Below are 21,435 nucleotides of genomic sequence, written 5' to 3'. Positions count from 1 at the left end.
TTATTCAGCCTTCTTGGGGGTGGTATTGAGGACGCTGGTCAGTTCCAAGCGGCCGGCGGTGCGCAGGGCGGATGCTTCGACGTCCAGCAGTTCCAGTTCCTGGCCGGCGGTGGACCAATGGCCGGCGCCGGTGGGGAATGGGATTAGGACGGTGTAGGTTTGGCGAGTGGGCATATGTAGGATTTCCATGCACAAAAAAGCCGCTCATGGCGGCGGGGGATTCAGGTCGGGAAAGAAAACGCCCCGACAGTGTGGGGCGTTTATTTGGTTTGTTCGGCAACCCAGAGCGGCGCTACTGGCCGACGCTCGTTATCCGGGAATTCCGGCGACTGTGGCCAGTTGCGTAGAGATTGCACGAACAGCAGCAATTCAGAAAACTGCTCATCCTTCAGCGTTGTTTCAACACCGATTTCAAGTTGATCACCATGACGCTCACGCAGCCATTTAACACTTTCAATTTCAGTGTCTCGCCACATGCGCTCTGCAGCTTGAAGATCGATCTCAACGACCGGGACATCAATCAAATAAGGCTGCCCCGCGTCATCGTGCGTCCGAACTTTGCCTCGCTCTGGATTTGCAATAACTCGTAGAAAAACCTCATCCGAAACTTCTACTGCATCATCCGGAATATTCTCGCCATGTATCGCAGGCAGATACGTGCAGCCTGTCGACCGACTATAGAAACGCATAAAACCTCCTTATCTGCCAAAAGCAAACCAGCGCGCAACGACGGTGGCCGTAGATGTAACTTGTTTATCGCACGTCAAGGACATGCCTTTTTTTGTGACTTGGTATACATAAGACCCGATGACTGAGCTCAAAATGTCGCTCTCAACAGTCCAGTCGGCGTAGAGCACAGAATTTGGGAACTCAATGGGAAATGAGATGGGCAGCAAGCTATCGCCAGATGTCTGATATTCAACGGCCCCCCATTGAATAACCATCCCGCCCAGCCAACTGGGCAAAACGAAATAGCCAATTGGGGTAAAACTTGCGGCAAAACCCAGACGCAGCTTTTTCGGTGTAACCACTACCAGATCATTTGCGCTATCGAGCATTTGCGCGGCGGTGGCGACCTTTGCCGTGCCTTGATTGATCTCGGTTGCCTGAGCAGCCATTGCCGCCAGAGCCGCAATATCAATGTTCCCCTGATTGATCGTCGCGCTCCAGGCTTTGACACACCAAATCACCGCCAAATTTCGTGGCCTTGAAGTGCCTACCATCCAAGTAGCGTCGCCCGGAACTACAGGGGGTGTATCCGCCGTCAATACGACCTTCACACCGGGCCAAGCACCTATCGTAGAGGAATCCAACCCGTAATCAGCGGCACCTTGCGACGCTGTGGGCGCATGCGAAGTAACCCCTTGCCCGCTGGAGGGAAGATCAGCGACCACTAACGATCCCCGCTGATTACTTCCTAGCGAACGTGAGGGGTCAACTCCTCGACCGTGATCCCATCCTCGGAGAAACTCGCCACGCGACTCCGGCAGCCGAAAATTCCCAGCCCCTTCATCTCCCTTGTTGAAAGCCCCTGCAAGGAGTTTTGCCAAATCAGGGTAAGCTGCAGCACTCTTAACACTACCGTCAAGCTCCAGAAAGCCCGGCGGGATCTTGTCGACAGGGAAAGCCAGCATGGATCCCACAGGCAACGTCGAAGCCTTGGCAATCATTGCCTCAACGTCAGCCTTGGAATACGTCCCTTTGGCCAGCTGTTCACTGAGGTAATCCATCACCCAAGCCCGAGTAGCCTTTACCACCGAGTCATCAATCAACAACGTCACAATCGAGGCATTACTCGTTTCGAAAATCGAGCGAATATAAAATTCTTTCCCAGACCCCGACGTCGCCAACACCGGCTTGTATGACTCCGGATATTTAACGATCGCATACAAGATCCCGGTATCCGTCCACAGCCCGGCCTCTCGCACATACCACCCGCCAACATCCGAAGGGATGGTGACTTCGGCCATCAGCCAGTTGGAGTTTTTTTCATCTTGAAACAAGGCGTTCAAAGGCCCACGCCAGACTTCGCGTTTCAGCGCCTTGGCGCTGGCATCAGGGCTATATACCGCGCCGTTGCCGTCGCCGACGGATATCTGCGCTAGCTTGATCGGTGCGCCGGCGGCCTTGCAGGCGGTTTCGTAGGCGATTCCCGCGTTGGTGAGCAGGGTGTAATAGTCAGCCATTTAGTGCTCCTGTGGGTAAAGGGTGGTGGTTTCGACGGTGTAGAGACCGGCCGCCCTAAAGGTGCGCCCTGAGACCTCGATCCCTGCCAACACGTTGGGGTAAATCGTGGTGAGTTCGCCGCATAGCGTGGCGGCGCCGATGCTGTGGCGGCCGGAGGCGCTCAAACCCAATGAGATCGACAAGATGTCGCGCTCGCTTTTGGCATCGGCCAGGCGGCGGTCGAGTCGAGCGTCGATGGTTTCGCTATAGGGCAATTCGGTCCAGGCCCTGACGGCGAAGCTGTAGGGCGCGCCCAGTGGATTCAGTTCGTACCAGGCCCACACTTCGGGGCTGAGTTGCAGGCCCTTGGTGGCGTTTTCCAGCGCCTGCCGGGTGCCGGCGTGGCGGGCCGTGGGCCACGCGAGTTTGATGGTCAGGCGCTTCTCGGCCTCCGGAGCGGTTGTGCTCCATTCGTTCACCGCGCGGTCCGCCGCTAGGTAGGGCAAGAACGCCGCTGGCGTGCGATCCGGGTCCATCAGTTGGGGAAACGGCGGCATGATCCGCTCGAGCAACCTGCCAAACCCCAGGTCCAACGCTTTTTCCAGCGGTGAGCTATTGGCGGGCAACAGACTCGGTTTGGGCTCACTCATAGCGTGCGTACCTCCACCTCGACACCCGTGCAATACGGCGCCTGGAACGCCGAGCAGACGATCGGTGCCAGCGGTTCGAGGATTTGCAGCTGCGCCGCTCCGGCGCTGTGGATGGCGTAGTCGATCCAGCTCGGGTCGACGCGCCCTTCCAGGCGGTGACAGGATTCGGCGTAGGTTTGCAGCAAGCGTTGCGCGGCCACTTGGGTCAGGCCCGAGTCCGGGCCGGCGTTGATCTTGGCCACCACGCGAATCTTGTAGCGTTGGATCTGCGCACTTTGGACAGTGACGAGATCAGTTTCCGGCCGTACATCGGGGCGTGCGAAATGTCTGCGCACGCCGTCAAGCAAATCGGCGGAAGCGGTTCCATCGCCGTCCCTGGACAGCACCGTCACCATCACCTCACCGGGGGCGGTGCGTCGGCCGCTGCCATCCTTGACCTGAGCCGCATAACCATCCGGGTCGAAGGTATAGGTGACCGTGACCACACCCGGTGTCGCGCTTTCTACGTTAACCGCAGGTCGTTCGCCGAGGGTGAACACCTCGCGGCGATACTGCATGCGAGAACCCGCCGCCGGCGCGTGGGGCGCCAAGTAATAGCGCAAGCGTGCGTCGTCGTCGCTTTCCAATGTCGGCGGCACCGGCGGGAAGGCCGCCGGGTCGCCGGGGTCCAGCACCTGGCGCTCCAGGCCCATATCGGCCAGGCGTGCGTCGAGGTTACTGCCGGTGGCCCACCACGCCAGCATCTGCTTGATGCGTGCGTTGTACTGGCGTTCGTGGGTTTGCAGACGCACGCAAAACGCTTCCAGGGCCAGGCTCAGCAGTTCGCTTTCGTTATCGAGGCTGACCTCGAGTTTGGCGGCACTTTGTGGCGCGCGGGCGGCGACGTAGTCGATGACGAACGCCTTGAATTGCGCCAGCAACGGCTCGAACGCGTCGACGGCAATGATGGCCGGCTCCGCCAGTTGGTTCTGGCCAGGGATCAGCATGCTCATGTCATGACCTCGAAGGATTGTTGGCGGTTTTTCCACGTGCCGGCAAACCGCAGCAACAGACCGGCGCCCTGGCGACTGGCGACGATGACCTGGGGTTGAAAGTCGGCGATGCCGTTCTCGACGTTGTAGAACGCTTTGGCGGCGTGGCTTTGGGCGAGGATCAAGAGGTCGTCGCCGAGGTTCTGCCCGAGCAGTTGGGGGATCAGCGAGCCGTACAACGGGCGCTTCTGGCGAGTGCCCACGGGGGTGGTCAGCGCTCGGGTGGCACGCTGTACGAATTGCAGCCAGTCATCGACCGCTGCCCCGGTATTCCTATCGATTCCGATCATGGCAAATCCTTATGCGGTGCTGATCACGCGGCCTTGGTGATCCACCAGCGGGCCGCTCAAATGCACGCCGCCGGCATCCAGCAGCACACCGACGGCGCCGAGTTGCAAGGTGATGTGCTTGGCGCTCATCTGCAGCGTGGCAGCGCCGACCTTCGCCTCGACCTGTTCGCGGGAACCGCTGAACACGGTGGGCCCGTTGGTCCAGTTGAATGTGTGGCTGGCGTCGTCATAGTCACTTTGCGTCCCGTCCTGGTGGCGGCGCCGGGTCAACGATGCAACGCTGGAGACCGGCGGAAACAGGCTACTGTTGAGGCCGAAAAGCGCTACCGACTGTGCAGCGCCTTCCCCACCGCCATAGTTGAGCAACAAACATTGCTCGCCCACTGACGGGATGCGCGTTTCGGTCTGCGCGCCCGCGCTGGGGTTGAAAAAACCAATTGCCGGGGTAAGCAAATCGCCGTGGCTGACGATGCAGGTATTGCTGGCGGCGTCGACCTGCTGGCATATGCCGATCCGACAAAAGCTTTCAGCGCGTCGGTACAGGTCTTCGAGCTGGGCCTCCATTTCCGCCAGGCGCTCGACGATCGGTCCCAGTTGCATGCGTAACAAAGCATCGAACATGGACTACTCCTGCAAGGGTCGGTATTGGTCAGGATCGTCGATATTCGAGACTTCCCACGTGCAGGCAAACAGCGGTTTTCCGGTGGGATCTTCGAGTATCGGCGGGCCGAGGTAGATGTTTTGGGTGAAGGACACTGTCCAAGTGTCGTAGTCGGTTTCGGCACTGCCCTGTAGGGTCGGCGCCGCGACGATGGCGCTTGGCAGGTCACACTGGTCCGACGGCAGACCCCAGCGATTATCGAGGGCCAAATCCATCAATTGACTGGCCAGGTCGCAGGCGTCGTAAGGCGCCGAACCACTGGCAACCCTGGCCATGAGTGACACCGACAGAGCATGGGCCTTACGTCCTTCAAGGGATCGAACGCCGGGGCCGTTGCGTTCCACGGTAATCAGCACGCCGGTTTTATCCCCGGTGCCCTGGAAGTCCTGGTGGTTGCCCACACGCAATTGTGGGAAGGCGCCCTTGAGCGCTTCACCAATTGCGATGGGCAGTTGGGAAGGTTTTTCGATAGATGTCATCAGTCGCGTCCTTGCAGCGGTTACTGCTGATCCGGGCGGGAGGGCGGGGCCTCGTCGACGCCAATGCGCTTGGCCGCCCAACGTTCATAAAGGCCAATGGCGACGTCTGCACCGGCCATGGCTGTCAGGCAGCCGAGGGCGCCGGCGGTCCAGATCGACATGCCGGCGGCGTACAACAGCATCAACGCCGAGACCCCGCAGACCATGCACGCCCCAGACCGCAACGCGAGGCGCCGGATCAGCGACCAACCACGGGCGCCCTCCTTGTCGGCGCGCCACATTTCGCCAGAAACTCCGCCGATCAGCGCCAGTACGATCACCAGCCAGATAGGCATTTCCGCTAACGCTTGCTGCTCGTTTGTCATGTCACGCCTCCTGGCTGAGCAATGCCGGCAAAATGCCGGCGTTTGGGTAAATCCATTTATAGGTAGGCATTCCAAAAAGCCCGGTTGCCCGGGCTTTTCAGTAATGCGGTCCTGTGCCCAGCCTCACCAATACAATCCTCTTGTGAGGAGTGGCTGTTGTTGAGCGGCAACGCCGCGCGGCGACAAAAGACGCCTTCAAAAGGAACAGTATGGGTGAGGCTGGGTACTCGATCTTTCGGCGCTACTGGCGCGGTACGGATCTTTCCTCAATGTTTTTCCGACCACGATCCCTGTCTGCCGGATAACTGCTTCTGGTGCTTTACGCTGCACACCCGGGTCAGTTGCCAACCCTCTGAACCGTCAAGGCCGGTTCATCGCTGCCTGTTCTTGTAAAACGGTGAAACTAAAGAGCGTCGGCATCCTTGCCGGTGTTACCTGGCATCCCTGCCATCGCTTCGATGGCGTCCGTGCCGGTGTTGCGTGCCTTCCTTGTCGTTCCTGGCAGCATCCTTGCCGCCTCCACCGAGCCTTGTTGGCCGGCTTGAGACAAAGAATATGCATGTATGCATATACAGTCAATGCACAAATGCATTTATTTTTACCGAACAAATGCACTGATGCATTGGAAGCCTTGCTGACAAAGGGTTTGATGTCTTTCTACAGACGAAAAAAAGCCCGCTGATTGGCGGGCTTCGTCTTACGCAAGAAGGTTAACGGGCGTACATGCCCCACCAGAAGACATGACCGAGGATGCTGATCTGTTCATCCTGGATGTCCTGGAAGCTGTAGTCTTCGTCCGGGTGCTCATCGCGGTTGAAACTGCGCAGGCGAATCCCGGAAGGCAGGCGATAGAGCTGTTTGACCCGCAACTGACCATTGTGATTGATGGCGTACAAGTCGCCATCGACGATGTCGCCAATCGCACTCTTGCCCGCATTCACCCCCACCGTCGCGCCATCACGCAGCACCGGCAACATGCTGTTGCCGCGCACCGTCACACACTTGGCCTGGTCGAACTGCACACCGTTATGCCGCAGGCTGCGCTTGCCGAACCGCAGGCTGGCCTTCTCGCTTTCCTCGATGACGAATCTTCCTGATCCAGCAGCCAATTCAACCTCACGCAGAAAGGGGATCGACACCTCGTCGTCATTCACGGGGGTGTCGTCATCCCACAGGCTTATGTCCTTGAGTTCCGAATGCATCGGGTCGCGCCCTTCATCCCGAGAAACGCCCACCGCCGCGCGCCCGCGCAGTTGGTCGGTGCTGACGCGGAAGTACTCGGCAATGCGCGAAATGTGCTTGTCCGAAGGGTCAACGATCTTGCCGCTGAGGATCCGGGACAGCGTGGATTGAGGCACGCCGGTACGCCGGTGAAGCTCCGTGGGGGAGATCCGGTCGCGGTCCAGCAATTCTCTTAAGACGATAGAAACGTTGCGTTTTTGCATAAAGCGGATAGTGACGACAGATTTGAAGCTTGGCAAATGCTAATTTGCATTGACCATGCATTTTTTATGCACTCACCGTGTCTTTTGAGCAGGCCTGCGAAGGGTCGACCTCGCGTGTTAACCTTGCCGCCATCGCAAAATCAGCCGGGCCAAGTGCCCCCTTTGCCACTCCTTTTAACGAATTCGCTAATTATCTGATGAGTAAAACCACTTCCGATCTGTCCTCCCACACCCCAATGATGCAGCAGTACTGGCGCCTGAAAAACCAGCACCCTGATCAGTTGATGTTCTATCGCATGGGCGATTTCTACGAGATCTTCTACGAAGACGCGAAGAAAGCCGCCAAGTTGCTGGACATCACCCTGACCGCGCGTGGGCAGTCGGCGGGGCAGTCGATTCCGATGTGTGGGATTCCTTACCATTCGCTGGAAGGCTACCTCGTCAAGCTGGTGAAGCTGGGCGAGTCGGTGGTGATCTGCGAGCAGATCGGCGACCCGGCTACCAGCAAAGGGCCGGTTGAGCGTCAGGTGGTGCGTATTATTACGCCGGGGACGGTGAGTGATGAGGCGCTGCTCGATGAGCGTCGCGATAACCTGATCGCTGCGGTGCTCGGCGACGAGCGCTTGTTCGGCCTGGCGGTGCTGGATATCACCAGCGGCAACTTCAGCGTGATGGAGACCAAAGGCTGGGAGAACCTGCTGGCGGAGCTGGAGCGTATCAATCCGGTGGAGCTGATGATCCCGGATGATTGGCCAAAGGACCTGCCGGCGGAACGTCGTCGCGGGACCAAGCGTCGCGCGCCGTGGGATTTCGAGCGTGATTCGGCGCTGAAAAGTCTGTGCCAGCAGTTCGCCGTGCAGGACCTCAAGGGCTTCGGTTGCGAAACCCTGACCCTGGCCATCGGCGCCGCCGGTTGCCTGCTCAGCTACGCCAAGGAAACCCAGCGCACCGCCCTGCCGCACTTGCGCAGCCTGCGCCATGAGCGCCTGGACGATACCGTGGTGCTCGACGGCGCCAGCCGTCGCAACCTGGAGCTGGACACCAACCTGGCGGGCGGGCGCGACAACACGCTGCAATCGGTGGTCGACCGTTGCCAGACCGCCATGGGCAGCCGCTTGCTGACGCGCTGGCTGAACCGTCCGCTGCGCGACCTGACGGTGCTGCAAGCGCGGCAGACGTCGATTACCTGCCTGCTCGACGGCTATCGCTTCGAAAAGCTGCAGCCGCAGTTGAAAGAAATCGGCGATATCGAGCGCATCCTCGCGCGGATCGGCCTGCGCAACGCACGCCCGCGCGACCTGGCGCGCCTGCGCGATGCCCTCGGCGCCCTGCCGCAGTTGCAAGCGGCGATGACCGAACTGGACACGCCGCACCTGCAGCAGCTGGCCGTCACCACCGGCACCTACCCGGACCTCGCGGCCCTGCTGGAAAAAGCCATTATCGACAACCCGCCGGCGATCATCCGCGACGGCGGCGTGCTCAAGACCGGTTACGACAGCGAACTGGATGAACTGCAGTCCCTGAGCGAAAACGCCGGGCAGTTCCTGATCGACCTGGAAGCCCGCGAAAAAGCCCGCACCGGGCTGGCCAACCTGAAGGTCGGCTACAACCGTGTGCATGGCTACTTCATCGAGTTGCCGAGCAAGCAGGCCGAGCAGGCGCCCATCGACTATCAACGTCGTCAAACCCTTAAAGGTGCCGAACGCTTCATCACCCCCGAGCTGAAAGCGTTCGAAGATAAAGCGCTGTCGGCCAAGAGCCGTGCCTTGGCGCGGGAAAAGATGCTGTATGAAGCACTGCTCGAAGACTTGATCAGCCGCCTCGCGCCACTGCAAGACACCGCCGCCGCCCTGGCCGAGCTGGATGTGCTGAGCAACCTGGCCGAGCGTGCGCTGAACCTTGACTTGAACTGCCCGCGGTTTGTCAGCGAACCCTGCATGCGTATCGTGCAGGGGCGCCACCCGGTGGTGGAGCAGGTATTGACCACGCCGTTTGTCGCTAACGATCTGTCGCTGGATGACGAAACCCGCATGCTGGTGATCACCGGTCCGAATATGGGCGGTAAATCCACCTACATGCGCCAGACCGCATTGATCGTGTTGCTCGCGCATATCGGCAGCTTTGTGCCAGCGGCCAGTTGCGAGCTGTCCCTGGTGGACCGCATCTTCACGCGGATCGGTTCCAGCGATGACCTCGCCGGCGGCCGCTCGACCTTTATGGTGGAGATGAGCGAAACCGCGAACATCCTGCACAACGCCACCGAGCGCAGCCTGGTGCTGATGGACGAAGTCGGTCGCGGCACCAGCACGTTCGACGGCCTGTCCCTGGCCTGGGCGGCGGCCGAGCGCCTGGCGCACCTGCGCGCCTATACGCTGTTCGCCACCCACTACTTCGAACTGACCGTGCTGCCGGAAAGCGAGCCGCTGGTGGCCAACGTGCATCTCAACGCCACCGAGCACAACGAGCGTATCGTGTTCCTGCACCATGTGCTGCCAGGGCCGGCCAGCCAGAGTTACGGCCTGGCCGTGGCGCAGTTGGCCGGTGTGCCGAACGACGTGATCACCCGCGCCCGCGAGCACCTCAGCCGCCTGGAAGCCACCGCCCTGCCTCACGACACGGTGGTCGCCAGCCCGAAGAAGAGCAACAGCAAATCCAACGCGCCACACCAGAGCGATATGTTCGCCAGCCTGCCCCATCCGGTGCTGGATGAATTGGCAAAACTTGACCTGGACGACTTGACACCGCGAAAAGCGCTGGAAATGCTCTATACACTGAAGACACAGATCTAACGCAGACGCTTGCAAGCTGATATTATCTCGCGCGGTTTGGGATGCTGCGGGCTTTTAGCCTGGCTCGCAGATTATCGCTCTCAAACCTCGCGGGCCCCACCATAAGGGGTTTCGCTGCCGCCGCCTGAGGAGAAAATTAGAAATGACCTTCGTCGTCACCGACAACTGCATCAAGTGCAAATACACCGACTGCGTAGAAGTCTGTCCGGTGGACTGCTTCTACGAAGGCCCGAATTTCCTGGTGATCCACCCGGATGAGTGCATTGACTGCGCCCTGTGTGAACCTGAATGCCCGGCCGTCGCTATTTTCTCCGAGGACGAGGTCCCGGAAGATATGCAGGAATTTATCCAGTTGAACGTCGAACTGGCGGAAATCTGGCCGAACATCACGGAGAAGAAAGAGTCGCTGCCGGATGCGGAAGAGTGGGATGGCGTAAAAGGCAAGATCAAAGATCTCGAGCGCTGACAGCGCCGCAGCCCAACAAAAAAGGCCCCTTGCGGGCCTTTTTTGCGTTCAGGGGCAGGCATTTCACTTTTCTGCAGACGAAAAAAGGGGCGGTATGACCCGCCCACATTTTTTCCCTAGTCCCTGTATTCCTTTTTCATCATCCTGATGAATCGCATCCTGCGACGTTCCTTCAAACCATCGTTCCTTGATGGCTGTGTCAATCCGTGGACACAGGACTGATAGTAACCAGTTCCCAGGGAAGTACAACGCAACCCAACCCGTCGCCTGCCGAGCTTTCGCTCTCGCGAGCCAATAAATAATTGTTATATTTCAATTAATTAGAAATATGACCAGACAATTTGAGACGTCCGGAAGCGCAAAAAAAACCAAACACTTACGCGAGAGTAAGCAAATGCTTACACGAGCAACTGCGTAAGAGCCTGGCAAGCGATACCTGGCCGTTCGGCGGACAAGAAAAAGCCCCGACAATAGCGGGGCTTGTTTCCTGCGAATGACTCAGTCGTCGCTGACTGTAATCGTCGGCATGGCCGGTGAAGCCGCTTCTTGCAGGACAATCCGCGCGCCCACGTGACGCGCCAGTTCCTGATAAACCATGGCGATCTGGCCATCAGGCTCGGCCGCCACTGTCGGTTTGCCACCATCGGCCTGTTCGCGAATCACCATCGCCAGCGGCAGCGAGGCCAGCAGTTCGACGCCGTACTGGGTCGCCAACTTCTCGCCGCCCCCCTCACCGAACAGGTGCTCGGCATGGCCACAGTTGGAGCAGATGTGAACCGCCATGTTTTCCACGACGCCCAGCACCGGGATGTTGACCTTGCGGAACATTTCCACGCCTTTCTTCGCGTCCAGCAACGCCAGGTCCTGCGGCGTGGTCACGATCACCGCACCGGCCACCGGGACTTTTTGCGCCAGGGTCAGCTGGATGTCGCCGGTGCCTGGCGGCATGTCGATCACCAGGTAGTCCAAATCGCCCCAGGCGGTCTGGGTCACCAGTTGCAGCAAGGCGCCGGAAACCATCGGCCCGCGCCACACCATCGGCGTGTTGTCGTCGGTCAGGAACGCCATGGACATCACTTCCACACCCAGCGACTCGATGGGCACGAACCACTTCTGGTCCTTGATTTTCGGGCGGGTGCCCTCGGCAATGCCGAACATCACGCCCTGGCTCGGGCCGTAGATATCCGCGTCGAGAATCCCCACGCGGGCGCCTTCGCGCGCCAGCGCCAGCGCCAGGTTGGCCGCCGTGGTGGATTTACCCACGCCGCCCTTGCCGGAGGCCACGGCCACCACATTCTTCACGTTGGCCAGGCCGGGGATCTGCGCCTGGGCCTTGTGCGGCGCGATCACGCACTGAATGTCGACCTTGGCGGAACGCACGCCGTCGAGGCCTTCGATGGCCATTTGCAGCATCTGCGCCCAGCCGCTCTTGAACAGACCGGCGGCATAGCCCAGTTCCATCCGGACCGACACCTGGTCGCCCTGGATCTCGATGGCGCGGACACAACCGGCACTGACCGGATCCTGGTTCAAATAGGGGTCGGTGTACTGGCGAAGAACGGCTTCCACCGCTGCGCGATTAACGGCGCTCATGGGCTACTCCCGAAAAAGACTGACTGAAACAGGCGGCTATCCTAACCGTTCCAGCGGCTTAACGGCATGCTTTCGCAGGTTGGGAAGATGCTGAAACAGCGCCACGGGGTGAAATATATTTGCCGGCGCTTTATAGTGGCCGACCTCCGTTTCATCGAGTAGCCGAGCCCCATGTCCGAGCCACGCAAGATCCTCGTCACCAGCGCCCTGCCCTATGCCAATGGTTCAATCCATCTTGGCCATATGCTTGAGTACATCCAGACCGACATGTGGGTGCGCTTCCAGAAGCATCGCGGCAATCAATGCATCTATGTCTGCGCGGACGACGCCCACGGTTCGGCCATCATGTTGCGCGCCGAAAAGGAAGGCATCACCCCGGAACAACTGATCGCCAATGTGCAGGCTGAACACAGCGCCGACTTTGCCGAGTTCCTGGTCGACTTCGACAACTTCCATTCGACCCACGCCGACGAAAACCGCGAGCTGTCGAGCCAGATCTACCTGCGGTTGAAGGACGCCGGGCACATTGCCACGCGCTCGATCACGCAGTATTTCGACCCGGAAAAGAAAATGTTCCTGGCCGACCGCTTCATCAAGGGCACCTGCCCGAAATGCGGCACCGAGGACCAGTACGGCGACAACTGCGAAAAATGCGGTGCCACCTACGCCCCCACCGACCTGAAGAACCCCAAGTCGGCGATCTCCGGCGCCACCCCGGTGCTCAAGGATTCCCAGCACTTCTTCTTCAAGCTCCCGGATTTCCAGCAGATGCTGCAAACCTGGACGCGCAGCGGCACCCTGCAGGACGCCGTCGCCAACAAGATCGCCGAATGGCTGGATGCCGGGCTGCAACAGTGGGACATTTCCCGCGATGCGCCATACTTCGGCTTTGAGATCCCAGGCGAGCCGGGCAAGTATTTCTACGTGTGGCTGGACGCCCCGATCGGCTACATGGCCAGCTTCAAGAACCTGTGCAAGCGCACGCCGGAGCTGGACTTCGATGCGTTCTGGGGCAAGGACTCCACCGCCGAGCTGTACCATTTCATCGGCAAGGACATCGTCAACTTCCACGCCCTGTTCTGGCCGGCGATGCTCGAAGGTGCGGGCTACCGCAAGCCGACCGGCATCAACGTACACGGCTACCTGACCGTCAATGGCCAGAAGATGTCCAAGTCCCGTGGCACCTTTATCAAGGCGCGCACCTACCTGGATCACCTGTCGCCGGAATACCTGCGCTACTACTACGCGTCCAAGCTGGGCCGTGGCGTCGACGACCTCGACCTGAACCTGGAAGACTTCGTACAGAAGGTCAACTCGGACCTCGTCGGCAAAGTCGTCAACATCGCCAGCCGTTGCGCCGGTTTCATCCACAAGGGCAACGCCGGTGTGCTGGTGGCCGAGAATGCCGCGCCGGAACTGACCGATGCGTTCCTGGCCGCCGCGCCAAGCATCGCCGACGCCTATGAAGCCCGCGACTTTGCCCGCGCCATGCGCGAGATCATGGGCCTGGCCGACCGCGCCAACGCGTGGATCGCCGACAAGGCACCGTGGTCGCTGAACAAGCAGGAAGGCAAGCAGGCGGAAGTCCAGGCCATCTGCGCCACCGGCGTCAACCTGTTCCGCCAGTTGGTGATCTTCCTCAAGCCGGTGCTACCGTTGCTGGCTGCGGATGCCGAGGCGTTCCTCAACGTCGCGCCGCTGACCTGGAACGACCACGCCAGCTTGCTCAGCAACCATCAATTGAACGAGTTCAAACCATTGATGACCCGTATCGACCCGGTAAAAGTCCAGGCCATGAGCGACGCGTCGAAAGAAGACCTGGTCGCCAGCCCGACCGACACCGGCGAATCGAACCCGGCCGGCAACGGTGAACTGGTCAAGGACCCGCTGTCCCCGGAGATCGAGTTCGACGCCTTTGCCGCCGTCGACCTGCGGGTTGCGCTGATTCTCAAGGCCGAAGCCGTGGAAGGTGCCGACAAGCTGCTGCGCCTGACCCTCGATATCGGCGACGAGCAACGCAACGTGTTCTCCGGGATCAAGAGCGCTTATCCGGACCCGTCCAAGCTCAATGGTCGCCTGACCATGATGATCGCCAACCTCAAGCCGCGGAAAATGAAGTTCGGTATTTCCGAAGGCATGGTGATGGCGGCCGGCCCCGGCGGCGAAGAAATCTACCTGCTGAGCCCTGACAGCGGCGCCAAGCCGGGTCAACGCATCAAGTAAGCCCTGCAAAACAGCCCTGTCGTCGCGGCGACAGGGCTTTTCAGCTAGTACCCCCTTCTCGCTTGCCGGATAATCAGGCCCTGTTCGCTTAACCGGCATGCCCATGACCGATATGCTCCTCACCCTTGTCAGCGCCGCCCTGATCAACAACCTCGTGTTGCAGATGCCGTTGGCCGTCGACCCGATATTGGCCGCGCATTCACGCTCGCGGGTGCATGCATTGGGGATTGCCACCACCGTGTTGATGGCAGTGAGCGGCGTGCTGGCCTATTTGCTGGATCACTACGTGCTGCAACCGTTGGGGTTGACTGCCCTGCGGCTGTGGGTGTTTTTACCGCTGACCGCGCTGCTGATCCGCCCCGTGCTCGGCGCGCTCATGCGCCTGCGCCCGACGCTGCCGACGGAAGGGTTATGGCCGCTGCTGCTGGGCAACGCCGGGGTACTGGGCGTGGTGTTGCTGGGCATTGAAGACGATGAGGGGCTGGCGCACATGGCGGCACTGAGCGTGGGCGCCGGGCTCGGCTTCTGGCTGGTGCTGAGCCTGTTCAGCGACTTGCGCCAGCGCATCGCCGACAACGACATCCCGCTGCCCTTCCGCGGCCTGCCGGTCGAACTGATCAGCGCCGGGCTGATGGCGGTGGCTTTTCTGGGTTTCAACGCAATGATCAAAGCATGAGCCTGATTCAACATATCGACGCGCTGCTCCCGCAAACCCAATGCGGCAAGTGCGGGCACCCGGGCTGCAAGCCCTACGCCGAAGGGATCGCCCAAGGCGAAGCCATCAATAAGTGCCCGCCGGGCGGGCAGGAAACGATCGGCGCGCTCGCGCAGTTGCTGAACGTGCCGGTACTGTCGCTGGACACCAGCCGCGGCGAAGCGCCACCACAGATTGCTTACATCCGTGAGGCCGAATGCATCGGCTGTACCAAATGCATCCAGGCCTGCCCGGTGGATGCGATTGTCGGCGCGGCCAAATGGATGCACACCGTGATCATCGACGAATGCACCGGTTGCGACCTGTGCGTCGCGCCCTGCCCGGTCGATTGCATCGAGATGCGCCCGCTAGTGGCGGTACTGCCGATTGTCGGCGGCCTGGCGACCAACGACCACGAGCGCCGCGCGCGCGGCTTGAAGCGAGACCGCGCACGACGACGCTTTGAGCAACGCAACGCGCGCCTGCAACGGGAAGAAGAACACAAGCAGGCCGAACGCCTGGCCCGCGCCAAGCGGGCCGCGCCGTTGGCCGCCGTGCCGATCGACGCGGCGCAGGCAGCCCAGGACGCCGCGATCAAGAAAGCCAAGATCAACGTGGCGATGAGCCGTGCGCAGTTGCATAAATCCTTGAAGGCATTCGGGCATCCGCCCACCTTTGAACAGCAGTCGCAACTGATCGTGCTGCAACAACAGTTCGAAGCCGCGGAGCAGGCATTGGCCGCTCTGGAGGTGAACCCCGCGCCTGCAACGCCGGCCCCCGCCAACACCGCCGATCTCAAGCGCGCCAAGATCCAACTGGCAATGCGGCGCGCCGAATTGAAGAAAGCCCAGGATCGGAACGCCGACCCACAGCAACTGGCCGAGGCACACGCCAATCTCGACGCAGCACAGCGCCAGGTGGATGCACATGGCCACGCTTGAGCCTCACCAGGCCCTGCAACGGGTGTTGCTGGCGACACTGCCGGGTGGGTTGGCAATGTTCTGGCTGTTCGGTTGGGGCGTGTTGATCAATCTGTTGCTGGCGACGGGCTGCGCACTGTTGGTCGATGCGGGCGTGCAGCGCCTGCGGGGGGCGCGTGGCGGCGATCTGAGCAGCCTGGTCAGCGCGACCCTGCTCGCCCTGGCACTGCCGCCCTATTGCCCCTGGTGGCTGTGCGTGGCGGCCGTGGCCAGTGGACTGCTGCTGGGCAAGCACCTGTACGGCGGCCAGCGCAACCCCTTCAACCCGGCGATGGTCGGGTATGCGTCGATGCTGGTGGCCTTTCCGCAACTCATGACACACTGGCCGACCACCCACGGCATGGACCTGCTGGCCGGCGCACAACAGGTATTCGGCCTGCACCGCGACGCGCCCGATGCCTGGGCCCAGGCCACGGCACTGGACGCCCTGCGACTGAACAAAAGCCTGACCATCGATGAACTGTTCGCGCGCAACCCGGCATTTGGGCATGTCGGCGGCAAGGGCAGCGAGTGGGTGAACCTGGCGTTTCTGGCCGGCGGTCTGTGGCTGTTGCGCCAGCGGGTATTCAGTTGGCACGCGCCCTTGGGCATGTTGGGTAGCCTGTTTGTGATCAGCCTGCTGTGCTGGAATGGCTCGGGTTCTGACTCTCACGGCTCGCCGCTGTTTCATCTGCTGACGGGCGCCACGCTTCTCGGCGCATTTTTTATCGTCACCGAGCCGGTCTCCGGCCCAAAAAGCCCCAGGGCCCGGCTGCTGTTCGGGGTGGGCGTGGGCCTGCTGACGTATCTGATTCGCACGTGGGGCGGTTACCCGGACGGTGTAGCCTTTGCGGTGCTGCTGATGAACCTGGCCGTGCCGGCGCTGGAACGCCTGGTGGCCGCGAAACAGCCGGCGGTCAGCCTATGAAGTCGCGCAGAGGCGTACTGCTGGCGTTGCTGATCGCTATCGGCGGCGGCACGCTGATCCTGACCCTTCAGCACCTGACTGCCGATCACGCCGCGCGCCAGGCCCTGGCCTTGAAGCGCCAGGCGCTGCTCGACCTGCTACCCGCCGACCGTTATGACAATCAGCCGCTGGAGCAACCGCTGCCGATCGCTGTGCAGCCGCTGGAGGAGAGCCAACTGCTGGGTGGCTATCGGGTGAGCCTGTCGGGCCAACCCAGCGCGGTGCTGCTGCGGTTGAGCACCAGCGGCTATGCCGGCCCGATCGAACTGCTGATCGCCATTGACCGCGACGGCAAGCTGCTGGGCATCAAGACCCTGGCGCAATCGGAAACCCCAAGCCTGGGCGGGCTTATCAGCCAGCCCGGCAACCCTTGGCTGGCTTCATTCAAGGGGCGTTCGCGCACGGACATGCAAGACTCGACCGTCGATCAAATAGCCGGTGCCACCCTCACCTCTCGAGCGGTGATCAGCGCCACCCATGACGCTTTGCGCTATTTCGACGAGCACCGCTCATCCCTGCTGGAGCCCGACGCCCATGACTAGAGCCGTTGGCCTGGCCAATGCAGCGATGCTGGCACCGTTGCTCGGGGTGACTGACACCCTGCCCAAGGCCCTGAGTTTCCTGGCATTGTCGGTGCTGACCGTGACGCTCTACGGCCTGGTCATGCGCGCGGTACGCTCGCGCCTGAGCGCGTCCCTGCGGCTGGGTGCCAGCTTGATGGTCGCCGCGACACTGGTCAGTTGTGTGCAGCTACTGTTGCAGGCATTTGCGCTGCCGCTGTATCAGCAGTTGGGCATCTACCTCGCGCTGATCAGCGTGCAATGCGTTGTCCTGGAACACCATGGTTTCTTTGAGGCGGGCCAGTGCAAGGCGCAGCTACGGTTGGTCGGCCTGTTCGCCGCGCTCATGCTCGTCATGGGGTTGTTACGCGCCAGTGCCGCCACCACATTGATGCCGGCCGGGTTTATCCTGCTCGGGTTATTGCTCGCTGGGTTGCAAGCCTGGGCCCATTTTTCACAATCACGCTGACCGCCAGCAAGGAATCGCCTGCCCCATGAACGCCGCAAAACGCCTGGAAATTTTCCGCAGGCTCCACGAAGACAATCCGGAACCCAAAACCGAACTGGCCTACTCCACGCCGTTTGAGTTGCTGATTGCGGTGATTCTCTCGGCCCAATCCACAGACGTCGGCGTCAACAAGGCCACGGCCAAACTGTATCCCGTGGCGAACACGCCGGCAGCGATCCATGCCTTGGGCGTGGAAGGTTTGTCCGAATACATCAAGACCATCGGCTTGTACAACAGCAAGGCGAAAAATGTCATCGAGACCTGCCGCCTACTGGTGGAGCGGCATGGCGGTGAAGTGCCGCAAACCCGCGAAGCGCTGGAGGCTTTGCCGGGCGTGGGCCGCAAAACGGCAAACGTTGTGCTCAATACGGCGTTCCGGCAACTGACCATGGCCGTGGACACCCACATTTTCCGGGTGAGCAACCGCACCGGCATTGCCCGCGGCAAGAATGTGGTGGAAGTGGAAAAACAACTGATGAAGTTTGTCCCCAAGCCGTATCTGCTCGATTCGCACCACTGGCTGATCCTTCACGGGCGCTACGTTTGCCAGGCCCGCAAGCCGCGCTGCGGCAGCTGTCGCATCGAAGACCTGTGCGAATACAAGGACAAGACCTCGGACGATTGAGGGATCATAGGTTTTTTCGGTCTATCGATTGAAAAAATCTTTTTTACCCGCTCATGGAATATCGTTATAAGGAGCGCCAACGGCAGTCTTAGCCCGGAGTTAACGTTATGAGCACTGGCAAAGAACAACTGGAAGTGGACGATGACCTTGTCGAGTCGGATGACGATGGGCAGGAAGCACCAGTAGAGGTGGCCAAGACCAATCTAAGCAAACGCCGCACCATCGACAACCTTCTGGAAGAGCGACGCTTGCAAAAACAGCTGGCCGATTACGATTTCGACCTCTGATCAGCCGAGAACGGCCGGAAGCCTCCCTCACGGAGGCTTTTTTCTGCCGATTCGCCTGGCTATCCAGCCATGGGGTGGCGCCCTCCTCTAGACCAGGCCATTGCGTTGAGCCAACTCGATCAGATCGACCAGTGAGCGGGCATTGAGCTTGAGCAGCAAGCGTGTCTTATAAGTGCTGACGGTTTTGTTGCTGAGGAACATGCCGTCAGCGATCTCCTTGTTGGTTTTGCCGCGCGCCAGTTGCTGCAACACCATCATCTCGCGTCCCGAAAGGCGCTCGACCATGTCGGCCTCGCTGGCATTGCCCATGGTGGAACGCACCGAATTCAGCGCCTGGTTGGGAAAGTAGCTGTAGCCGGACAGCACCGCCTTGATGGCACTCAGCAATTCCGTCAGGTCCTGCTGCTTGCACACGTACCCGGCCGCCCCCGCCTGCATGCAGCGCATGGAGAAATGGCCCGGCGCCTGGGAAGTCAGGACCAGCACCTTGAACGGTGTGGCCTGTTTGGTGGACGACAGCCGGCAGATAACTTCCAGGCCATCGAGTTTGGGAATTCCAATATCCAGTATGACAATGTCCGGCATATGTTCCCGTGCAAGTTGCAACGCATCGACACCGTTATCGGTCTCGGCAACGACCTCATAACCATGACGCTCCATTAGCATGCGCACAGCAAGACGAATGACGGGATGATCATCCACGATCAGCACTTTATTCATGAGAAAGTCCAATTTCGCTGTTCGAATTATTCAGAGCAAGCACAATAGCCTAGTCGTTTCCTAGTTGGCATAGCGTTCCACCCCAAGCAACAGCAAGCAGAGACCCAACCCACAACGAGATAGGAATTAACCTACAAAAAAACACCAACTCAGATGTTTCGAGTTTTATGGAGCCTTTCAGACCTTTCCGGGCTCGCACATATTTTGAGAGAAATATCCGGTGAATAGGGGGGCAACCGTAAACGCAGCGCACACCCGTTTCAGGAAATGCCCCTTGCATGTCGCGACCGCATGGGCCGACAGGTAAAAAAAGCCTGATGATTTCAGTTCCATTCAACATATTTATTTACACCATAAATTTCCTACAGAACTTTCCGCGACTTACATCTACGCCGCACTTTGGTGAGTGAATTTTCTGTAAGACATAGTTCCTACTCAGGTGCAAATAATTCATTCCTCGGCGGGCCAGGCATCAAACTTTCTGAAACGACGAACCTCGATAGACTTTAAACAAACCTAAACAACTTTAAACATCAGGATCGCCGCGCCTTTTTTACAGGCAAAAAAAATGGCCCCTGAACAAGGGGCCACTTTTCATTTCGACGGGAACACTCAGAACAACTTGCGACCCTTGTTGGCCGCAATACGCATGCGCAGTGCATTCAACTTGATGAAGCCTGCTGCGTCCGCCTGGTTGTAGGCGCCGCCATCTTCTTCGAAGGTGGCGATGTTGGCGTCGAACAGCGACTCATCGGACTTGCGACCGGTGACGATCACGTTGCCCTTGTACAGCTTCAGGCGCACAACGCCGTTCACGTGAGCCTGGGAAGCGTCGATCATCTGTTGCAGCATCAGACGCTCAGGGCTCCACCAGTAGCCGGTGTAGATCAGGCTGGCGTACTTGGGCATCAACTCGTCTTTGAGGTGAGCCACTTCGCGGTCCAGGGTGATCGACTCGATCGCGCGGTGGGCGCGCAGCATGATGGTGCCGCCTGGGGTTTCGTAGCAGCCACGGGACTTCATGCCCACGTAACGGTTCTCGACGATGTCGAGACGGCCGATACCGTGTTCGCCGCCGATACGGTTCAGGGTCGCCAGTACGGTGGCCGGGGTCATCTCGACGCCGTCCAGCGCGACGATGTCGCCGTTGCGGTAGGTCAGTTCCAGGTACTGCGGCTTGTCAGGAGCGTTCTCCGGGGAGACGGTCCAACGCCACATGTCTTCTTCGTGCTCAGTCCAGGTGTCTTCCAGCACGCCGCCTTCATAGGAGATGTGCAGCAGGTTGGCGTCCATTGAGTACGGGGACTTCTTCTTGCCGTGACGCTCGATCGGGATGCCATGCTTTTCAGCGTAATCCATCAGCTTTTCACGGGACAGCAAGTCCCATTCACGCCAAGGGGCAATCACTTTCACGCCCGGCTTGAGGGCATAGGCGCCCAGTTCGAAACGCACCTGGTCGTTGCCCTTGCCGGTGGCGCCATGGGAAATGGCGTCAGCGCCGGTTTCGTTGGCGATTTCGATCAGGCGCTTGGCGATCAGCGGACGTGCGATGGAGGTACCCAGCAGGTACTCGCCTTCGTAGACGGTGTTGGCGCGAAACATCGGGAAAACGAAATCGCGGACGAACTCTTCGCGCAGGTCGTCAATGTAGATCTCTTTGACGCCCATGGCTTGCGCCTTGGCGCGTGCAGGTTCGACCTCTTCGCCCTGACCCAGGTCAGCGGTGAAGGTCACCACTTCACAGTTATAAGTATCCTGCAGCCACTTGAGGATCACCGAAGTGTCCAGGCCGCCGGAATACGCGAGAACGACCTTGTTTACGTCGGCCATGCCATCACTCCACGGGGTTTTACGGAAAGGCAACGATTCTACCGATCAAAACCGCGAAATTACAGGGGCGCGACAGCAAATGAAGATAAAGCGACAGATTATGTCGAGCGGGCGACCAATGGTCGCA

General features: G+C 60.0%; 22 protein-coding genes and 1 pseudogene. 10 read left to right on the top strand and 13 right to left on the bottom strand.

Translation table 11 applies throughout. The features are described 5' to 3' along the window. The 10 genes from MOQ67_RS07265 to MOQ67_RS07220 all read right to left on the bottom strand — a co-directional run bounded on the left by MOQ67_RS07265 (position 1) and on the right by MOQ67_RS07220 (position 7,087). Positions 1–174 (bottom strand): hypothetical protein, encoded by a 174-nt coding sequence (locus MOQ67_RS07265; RefSeq protein ID WP_017844649.1) that lies wholly within the window; start codon positions 172–174, stop codon positions 1–3. Positions 175–260: 86 nt separating this feature from the next. Further along, entirely contained in the window at positions 261–689 is a 429-nt protein-coding gene (locus tag MOQ67_RS07260) for a hypothetical protein (RefSeq protein ID WP_017844648.1), read from the bottom strand. Between the two features lie 9 nt (positions 690–698). After that, positions 699–2,186, bottom strand: coding sequence for a phage tail-collar fiber domain-containing protein (locus tag MOQ67_RS07255; RefSeq protein WP_102617350.1), 1,488 nt, complete (start codon positions 2,184–2,186; stop codon positions 699–701). Further along, complete coding sequence (locus MOQ67_RS07250; protein ID WP_169883788.1) at positions 2,187–2,816, bottom strand: phage tail protein I; 630 nt, start codon at positions 2,814–2,816, stop codon at positions 2,187–2,189. Next, positions 2,813–3,808: a baseplate J/gp47 family protein gene (locus tag MOQ67_RS07245; protein WP_198717855.1), complete on the bottom strand. Its 996-nt coding sequence runs from the start codon at positions 3,806–3,808 to the stop codon at positions 2,813–2,815. Before MOQ67_RS07245 ends, MOQ67_RS07250 begins: the two co-directional genes overlap by 4 nt. After that, on the bottom strand, positions 3,805–4,137 hold the full coding sequence (locus tag MOQ67_RS07240) for a phage baseplate protein (protein WP_017844644.1): 333 nt from the start codon (positions 4,135–4,137) through the stop codon (positions 3,805–3,807). Before MOQ67_RS07240 ends, MOQ67_RS07245 begins: the two co-directional genes overlap by 4 nt. A 9-nt stretch (positions 4,138–4,146) precedes the next feature. Beyond that, on the bottom strand, positions 4,147–4,758 hold the full coding sequence (locus MOQ67_RS07235; RefSeq protein WP_102617348.1) for a phage baseplate assembly protein V: 612 nt from the start codon (positions 4,756–4,758) through the stop codon (positions 4,147–4,149). A gap of 3 nt (positions 4,759–4,761) precedes the next feature. After that, the gene (locus MOQ67_RS07230) at positions 4,762–5,277 is read right to left on the bottom strand and encodes a hypothetical protein (protein WP_198717856.1); all 516 of its coding nucleotides are present in this window, start codon (positions 5,275–5,277) and stop codon (positions 4,762–4,764) included. Positions 5,278–5,297: 20 nt separating this feature from the next. Next, positions 5,298–5,642: a phage holin family protein gene (locus tag MOQ67_RS07225; protein ID WP_017844641.1), complete on the bottom strand. Its 345-nt coding sequence runs from the start codon at positions 5,640–5,642 to the stop codon at positions 5,298–5,300. 710 nt (positions 5,643–6,352) lie between these two features. Further along, positions 6,353–7,087 (bottom strand): LexA family transcriptional regulator, encoded by a 735-nt coding sequence (locus MOQ67_RS07220; protein ID WP_026139757.1) that lies wholly within the window; start codon positions 7,085–7,087, stop codon positions 6,353–6,355. Positions 7,088–7,284: 197 nt separating this feature from the next. On the opposite strand from MOQ67_RS07220, the gene mutS reads away from it, so the two are divergent. After that, positions 7,285–9,876: a DNA mismatch repair protein MutS gene (mutS, locus tag MOQ67_RS07215; protein ID WP_026139756.1), complete on the top strand. Its 2,592-nt coding sequence runs from the start codon at positions 7,285–7,287 to the stop codon at positions 9,874–9,876. A 142-nt stretch (positions 9,877–10,018) separates the two neighbouring features. Further along, a complete protein-coding gene (gene fdxA / locus MOQ67_RS07210; protein WP_003222178.1) occupies positions 10,019–10,342 on the top strand; it encodes a ferredoxin FdxA in 324 nt (107 codons plus the stop codon). Positions 10,343–10,840: 498 nt separating this feature from the next. On the opposite strand, the gene apbC is transcribed toward fdxA, so the two are convergent. Next, on the bottom strand, positions 10,841–11,935 hold the full coding sequence (gene apbC, locus MOQ67_RS07205; protein ID WP_046384535.1) for an iron-sulfur cluster carrier protein ApbC: 1,095 nt from the start codon (positions 11,933–11,935) through the stop codon (positions 10,841–10,843). Between the two features lie 171 nt (positions 11,936–12,106). Between apbC and metG the strand changes: the two genes are divergently transcribed. The 8 genes and pseudogenes from metG (at position 12,107) to MOQ67_RS07165 (ending at position 18,758) form a co-directional block, all read left to right on the top strand. Further along, positions 12,107–14,158 carry a methionine--tRNA ligase gene (gene metG, locus MOQ67_RS07200; RefSeq protein WP_017844635.1) on the top strand — a complete coding sequence of 684 codons (2,052 nt, stop codon included), beginning with the start codon at positions 12,107–12,109 and terminating at the stop codon, positions 14,156–14,158. A gap of 103 nt (positions 14,159–14,261) precedes the next feature. Beyond that, positions 14,262–14,834 carry an electron transport complex protein RnfA gene (locus MOQ67_RS07195; protein ID WP_057005819.1) on the top strand — a complete coding sequence of 191 codons (573 nt, stop codon included), beginning with the start codon at positions 14,262–14,264 and terminating at the stop codon, positions 14,832–14,834. A gap of 17 nt (positions 14,835–14,851) precedes the next feature. Beyond that, positions 14,852–15,223: pseudogene (gene rsxB, locus MOQ67_RS07190) on the top strand (electron transport complex subunit RsxB); the annotation flags it as partial. 556 nt (positions 15,224–15,779) lie between these two features. Beyond that, on the top strand, positions 15,780–16,739 hold the full coding sequence (locus MOQ67_RS07185) for an RnfABCDGE type electron transport complex subunit D (protein WP_198718167.1): 960 nt from the start codon (positions 15,780–15,782) through the stop codon (positions 16,737–16,739). After that, positions 16,736–17,320 carry an RnfABCDGE type electron transport complex subunit G gene (locus tag MOQ67_RS07180; protein ID WP_169884207.1) on the top strand — a complete coding sequence of 195 codons (585 nt, stop codon included), beginning with the start codon at positions 16,736–16,738 and terminating at the stop codon, positions 17,318–17,320. The genes MOQ67_RS07185 and MOQ67_RS07180 overlap by 4 nt, the downstream gene beginning before the upstream one ends. Continuing rightward, positions 17,313–17,807 (top strand): Rnf-Nqr domain containing protein, encoded by a 495-nt coding sequence (locus MOQ67_RS07175; protein ID WP_198718168.1) that lies wholly within the window; start codon positions 17,313–17,315, stop codon positions 17,805–17,807. Before MOQ67_RS07180 ends, MOQ67_RS07175 begins: the two co-directional genes overlap by 8 nt. A 25-nt stretch (positions 17,808–17,832) precedes the next feature. Beyond that, positions 17,833–18,471 (top strand): endonuclease III, encoded by a 639-nt coding sequence (gene nth, locus MOQ67_RS07170; RefSeq protein ID WP_046384541.1) that lies wholly within the window; start codon positions 17,833–17,835, stop codon positions 18,469–18,471. Between the two features lie 107 nt (positions 18,472–18,578). Further along, positions 18,579–18,758 (top strand): PA3496 family putative envelope integrity protein, encoded by a 180-nt coding sequence (locus MOQ67_RS07165; RefSeq protein WP_017844628.1) that lies wholly within the window; start codon positions 18,579–18,581, stop codon positions 18,756–18,758. 87 nt (positions 18,759–18,845) lie between these two features. Here the strand turns inward: MOQ67_RS07165 and MOQ67_RS07160 are convergent, their stop codons facing one another. Beyond that, entirely contained in the window at positions 18,846–19,478 is a 633-nt protein-coding gene (locus tag MOQ67_RS07160) for a response regulator transcription factor (protein WP_017844627.1), read from the bottom strand. A gap of 612 nt (positions 19,479–20,090) precedes the next feature. Beyond that, positions 20,091–21,308, bottom strand: a complete 1,218-nt coding sequence (locus MOQ67_RS07155; protein WP_017844626.1) for an argininosuccinate synthase — start codon at positions 21,306–21,308, stop codon at positions 20,091–20,093. Positions 21,309–21,435 lie beyond the last annotated feature (127 nt).

The organism is Pseudomonas sp. LY-1 (genome assembly GCF_053502595.1).
This window is presented reverse-complemented; position numbering and strand designations above follow the sequence as displayed.

Coding starts and splice junctions, on each gene's coding strand:
- MOQ67_RS07265 (WP_017844649.1), bottom strand. CDS start 174: ATGCCCACTCGCCAAACCTACACCGTCCTAATCCCATTCCCCACCGGC.
- MOQ67_RS07260 (WP_017844648.1), bottom strand. CDS start 689: ATGCGTTTCTATAGTCGGTCGACAGGCTGCACGTATCTGCCTGCGATA.
- MOQ67_RS07255 (WP_102617350.1), bottom strand. CDS start 2,186: ATGGCTGACTATTACACCCTGCTCACCAACGCGGGAATCGCCTACGAA.
- MOQ67_RS07250 (WP_169883788.1), bottom strand. CDS start 2,816: ATGAGTGAGCCCAAACCGAGTCTGTTGCCCGCCAATAGCTCACCGCTG.
- MOQ67_RS07245 (WP_198717855.1), bottom strand. CDS start 3,808: ATGAGCATGCTGATCCCTGGCCAGAACCAACTGGCGGAGCCGGCCATC.
- MOQ67_RS07240 (WP_017844644.1), bottom strand. CDS start 4,137: ATGATCGGAATCGATAGGAATACCGGGGCAGCGGTCGATGACTGGCTG.
- MOQ67_RS07235 (WP_102617348.1), bottom strand. CDS start 4,758: ATGTTCGATGCTTTGTTACGCATGCAACTGGGACCGATCGTCGAGCGC.
- MOQ67_RS07230 (WP_198717856.1), bottom strand. CDS start 5,277: ATGACATCTATCGAAAAACCTTCCCAACTGCCCATCGCAATTGGTGAA.
- MOQ67_RS07225 (WP_017844641.1), bottom strand. CDS start 5,642: ATGACAAACGAGCAGCAAGCGTTAGCGGAAATGCCTATCTGGCTGGTG.
- MOQ67_RS07220 (WP_026139757.1), bottom strand. CDS start 7,087: ATGCAAAAACGCAACGTTTCTATCGTCTTAAGAGAATTGCTGGACCGC.
- mutS (WP_026139756.1), top strand. CDS start 7,285: ATGAGTAAAACCACTTCCGATCTGTCCTCCCACACCCCAATGATGCAG.
- fdxA (WP_003222178.1), top strand. CDS start 10,019: ATGACCTTCGTCGTCACCGACAACTGCATCAAGTGCAAATACACCGAC.
- apbC (WP_046384535.1), bottom strand. CDS start 11,935: ATGAGCGCCGTTAATCGCGCAGCGGTGGAAGCCGTTCTTCGCCAGTAC.
- metG (WP_017844635.1), top strand. CDS start 12,107: ATGTCCGAGCCACGCAAGATCCTCGTCACCAGCGCCCTGCCCTATGCC.
- MOQ67_RS07195 (WP_057005819.1), top strand. CDS start 14,262: ATGACCGATATGCTCCTCACCCTTGTCAGCGCCGCCCTGATCAACAAC.
- MOQ67_RS07185 (WP_198718167.1), top strand. CDS start 15,780: ATGGCCACGCTTGAGCCTCACCAGGCCCTGCAACGGGTGTTGCTGGCG.
- MOQ67_RS07180 (WP_169884207.1), top strand. CDS start 16,736: ATGAAGTCGCGCAGAGGCGTACTGCTGGCGTTGCTGATCGCTATCGGC.
- MOQ67_RS07175 (WP_198718168.1), top strand. CDS start 17,313: ATGACTAGAGCCGTTGGCCTGGCCAATGCAGCGATGCTGGCACCGTTG.
- nth (WP_046384541.1), top strand. CDS start 17,833: ATGAACGCCGCAAAACGCCTGGAAATTTTCCGCAGGCTCCACGAAGAC.
- MOQ67_RS07165 (WP_017844628.1), top strand. CDS start 18,579: ATGAGCACTGGCAAAGAACAACTGGAAGTGGACGATGACCTTGTCGAG.
- MOQ67_RS07160 (WP_017844627.1), bottom strand. CDS start 19,478: ATGAATAAAGTGCTGATCGTGGATGATCATCCCGTCATTCGTCTTGCT.
- MOQ67_RS07155 (WP_017844626.1), bottom strand. CDS start 21,308: ATGGCCGACGTAAACAAGGTCGTTCTCGCGTATTCCGGCGGCCTGGAC.